A 3707-nucleotide genomic window follows, 5' to 3' on the forward strand; every position below is an offset into this window, starting at 1 on the left:
GGACCCCGGAAATGCGCGATCCGATAAAGCTGGACGACCGCTCGATCCAGGCCATCACCCAGATTCCGGAAACGCTGCGCCACGTCTACCGCACTGCATGGGAACTGCCGATGCGTTCGCTGATCGACATGGCCGCCGACCGTGGCGCCTTCATCGACCAGTCCGCCTCGCTCAACCTGTTCATGGAAAGCCCGAGCATCGGCGCGATGTCCTCCATGTACATGTACGCCTGGAAGCAGGGCATCAAGACCACCTACTACCTACGTTCGCGTCCGGCCACCAAGATCGCCAAGACCACCGTCAGCCACACGGCCAGCGTTGCGCCGGAAAAGGTGTTCAGCCCGGAGGAGGCCATCGCCTGCTCGCTGGAGAACCCGGAAGCCTGCGAAGCCTGCCAGTAACACCGCGCGGTGGATTAACGCGCGGTGGGTGCCGACCGTTGGTCGGCACTGCTGCTCGACTACGGAAATAACAAGGTAGCGCCGGGCCATGCCCGGCGTTTTGACCCGAGAAGACAAGGAAACACCCATGGCCGACAAGCCCAAGCAGATGCTGCTCGATCCCGGTTTTGAACTGACCCTGCGCCCGATGCGCTACCCGCAGTTCTATGACATGTACCGGAATGCGATCAAGAACACCTGGACGGTGGAAGAGATCAACTTCCAGATCGACATCAGCGACCTGCACAGCAAGATGTCGCCGGGCGAGCGCCACCTGATCCACCGCCTGGTCGCCTTCTTCGCCACCGGCGATTCGATCGTGTCCAACAACCTGGTGCTGAACCTGTACCAGCACTTGAACGCGCCCGAAGCGCGCATGTACCTGTCGCGCCAGCTGTATGAAGAAGCGCTGCACGTGCAGTTCTACCTGACCCTGCTGGACAACTACCTGCCGGATCCGGACGAGCGCGTCAAAGCCTTCGCCGCGGTGGAGAACATCGACTCGATCAAGAAGAAGGCCGATTTCTGCTTCAAGTGGATCGATTCGATCCAGGACCTGAAGCGCATCGAGACCCGCGAAGAGCGCCGCCAGTTCCTGCTCAACCAGATCTGCTTCGCGGCGTGCATCGAAGGCCTGTTCTTCTTCGCCGCCTTCGCCTACGTGTACTACTTCCGTTCGCGCGGCCTGCTCAACGGCCTGGCTTCGGGCACCAACTGGGTGTTCCGCGACGAAAGCGCGCACATGGAGTTCGCCTTCGAGTGCGTGGACGTGATCCGCGAGGAAGAGCCGGACCTGTTTGACGACAAGATGAAGCAGGATGTCTACGACATGCTGGCCGAGGCCATCGAGTGTGAAGTGCAGTTCGCCGAGGACGTGCTGTCCGGTGGCGTGGCAGGCATCTCCACCCGTGACATGCGCCAGTACCTGCAGCACTGCGCCGACAACCATTTCCATCGCCTGGGCATGGAGCGCAAGTACAACGTGCGCAACCCGCTGAGCTTCATGGAGCTGCAGGACGTGCAGGAACTGACCAACTTCTTCGAACGCCGCGCCTCGGCCTACCAGGTGGGCGTGAAGGGCGAAGTCGCCTTCGACATGAACTTCTGATCGATCCGATCAGGTCTGTCGCGAAAACCCCGGCAAACGCCGGGGTTTTTCGTTTTTACGGTAGCGCCGGGCCAAGCCCGGCGAGCGCGCAGCGCGGAAGTTTTTTTCATGGACGCATGCCCATGCCCATGCCCGAGCCGTTGCCACCGGGCGCGTGGACTATGGATTCACATGCCACTATCGCCAGCTTTGAAGACTGTGGATCGATTTACCGAGCCGACTTGCCACATCGGCGACTGAGTGCCCACGGCCAATGACCTGCTTGACTCCGACGTCGTGCTAGATTCGCCAAAGTGGGACTCCCGCGAGAGGTACTTTCATGGATGCATGGGTCGAGAAATGCGCTTCTTCATCAAAAGGTGGACTTCGGCGCCGCCCCTGGGTAGCAGGGTATCGCTGCCTCACAATCACTATTGCAGCGTTGGTACTGTCAGCGTGCTCGAGCGGCGCGCCAGCCCTGTCGCATCATTTGAATCAAAGACAGTCCGTCAAATCAGGGAGTGAAACTGGTATGGAGCGATTCAAGAGCGACATCGAGCGTTTGACCAGCGTGCGTTTTGATGATGTCGATGCATTGAATGAACAGCTTCACACGCACCTGGGAGAGCCGACTCGACAGGGCTTGAGGGACGAGCGGATCGCAGAACGCGGAATGTTGGGTGACCTTGAGGTCCGGAACATCACGCTGAGAAGTCCTGCCGACGATCCTGCGCATGCGAACCTGATCTTTGAGGTCGTGCCACCGAGCATTGTGCTCAAGGAAATCATCTGGGAGGACTCCACCCTGTATCCACCTCACCCCGATGCGCCTGATTCCCGCCCTTACTGGTCCGTGCAGGTGAACAGTGCCACGGTCGTGCTCGGGCTCGCCTCTGACAACGTGACGCTGACCTACGTATCGATCAGGCAGCGCTGACCCCCTGTCATTGCGGAGGAGCCGCACCATGGAGCGTACTGAAGAAGTTGGACTGCCACAGCAGCAGGAGGGGGGGCGCCCAGGAGCCGCACGTCGTCCTACATCGCCATTGGCCGACCCCTCGTTTACGCCGATTCTGGCGAAATCCACAACACTTCAAGCGGGTCTCGCCCAAGCAGGACGCGACGGTCTGGATGTTGTCTGGGGGCAAGCCGGTGGCGGCACCTATCTTGTTCCCGGTGTGAAGATCGTTATTGACGAGAACGCGATCGGGCAAGGCCCCAGAATTGCACGTTCTCTTTCTCACGAAGTTGGGCACCATCTCTTCACCGAAGGCCCAGATCGGACTTCCAAGCAATCTTATGTAAACAGCATGTTGCGAGGAGAAGCAGCCGCGACTCTCAGCAATGTCCAGGTCCAGCGCGAAATTGTCGCGGCTGGTGGACCGGATATTGGCGTGTCAGGCACGGGTAATCGACCACAGCAGTATGGGGCTATTGCAGTTGAACTCCAGGCCGGGCGGATCAATCGTAGCCAAGCGCTTGGACAGATCGCTGAGGTATTCAAGACGGAGGTTCCGTCAGTTGGCCGTCATGCGAATTACGAGCTTTACTACGGCGCCTACTATGATCAACACATAGCACCCCCGCAGCGGCGGCAGCGCAGGCCGGAGCCAGAACTTGACGCCGAAAGCACTGCGGTTGCGGAGAGAGTTGGCACTTCCATCGACGACTCGCCGTCGCTGCATCGAGTTTCTTCTTCAACAGCTGAACTCGGTGATGCAGACCGTTCTCTCTATATGCAGATTAGGGCTGGTGTGGAACGCCTGGACGCCGAGCATGGGAAGCCGTGGGACGAGTCGAGCCAGCGGATGACCGCAAGCCTGTTGGTACTGGCGAAGGAGCAGGGGCTTTCGCGGGTTGATCATGTTGTGCTCAACAACCCGACAGAAAGCCTGGCTCGTGGGGAGAGGGTCTTTATAGTGGAGGGGGCAATGGATGATCCTGCCCATCGCCGAGGACACATGAATACGATGGATGCGCTTCGTGCGCCTGAAGCGGAGTCGCTGCGGCGTGCTGATGCGTTGAGTCAATCGCAAGCAGCGAGCCTTGAACAACAGCCGGCACAGCATGTTCATATGCAGGACGGTCCATCGTTCTTGAGATAGGAGTATCGCTGCGGCATCGGAGGCGTCCATGTCCCGGCRCACAGTGCAGACTTCATGGAGAAGCCTGTCATGTCC

The 3707-nt window shown here is 59.5% G+C and carries 3 protein-coding genes and 1 pseudogene; all 4 read left to right on the forward strand.

What is annotated here, in order from left to right; translation table 11 throughout:
• Nucleotides 1–401 (forward strand): annotated as a pseudogene (locus AB4Y84_RS15920) (ribonucleoside-diphosphate reductase subunit alpha); the annotation flags it as partial.
• Between the two features lie 127 nt (nt 402–528).
• A complete protein-coding gene (locus AB4Y84_RS15925; RefSeq protein WP_025875781.1) occupies nt 529–1548 on the forward strand; it encodes a ribonucleotide-diphosphate reductase subunit beta in 1020 nt (339 codons plus the stop codon).
• 511 nt (nt 1549–2059) lie between these two features.
• Nucleotides 2060–2464, forward strand: coding sequence for a hypothetical protein (locus AB4Y84_RS15930; protein ID WP_248148361.1), 405 nt, complete (start codon nt 2060–2062; stop codon nt 2462–2464).
• Between the two features lie 28 nt (nt 2465–2492).
• Nucleotides 2493–3632 carry an XVIPCD domain-containing protein gene (locus AB4Y84_RS15935; protein ID WP_442244000.1) on the forward strand — a complete coding sequence of 380 codons (1140 nt, stop codon included), beginning with the start codon at nt 2493–2495 and terminating at the stop codon, nt 3630–3632.
• Nucleotides 3633–3707 lie beyond the last annotated feature (75 nt).

The organism is Stenotrophomonas sp. 2YAF22, assembly GCF_052114665.1.
GTDB classification, from domain to species: Bacteria; Pseudomonadota; Gammaproteobacteria; order Xanthomonadales; family Xanthomonadaceae; genus Stenotrophomonas; species Stenotrophomonas indicatrix.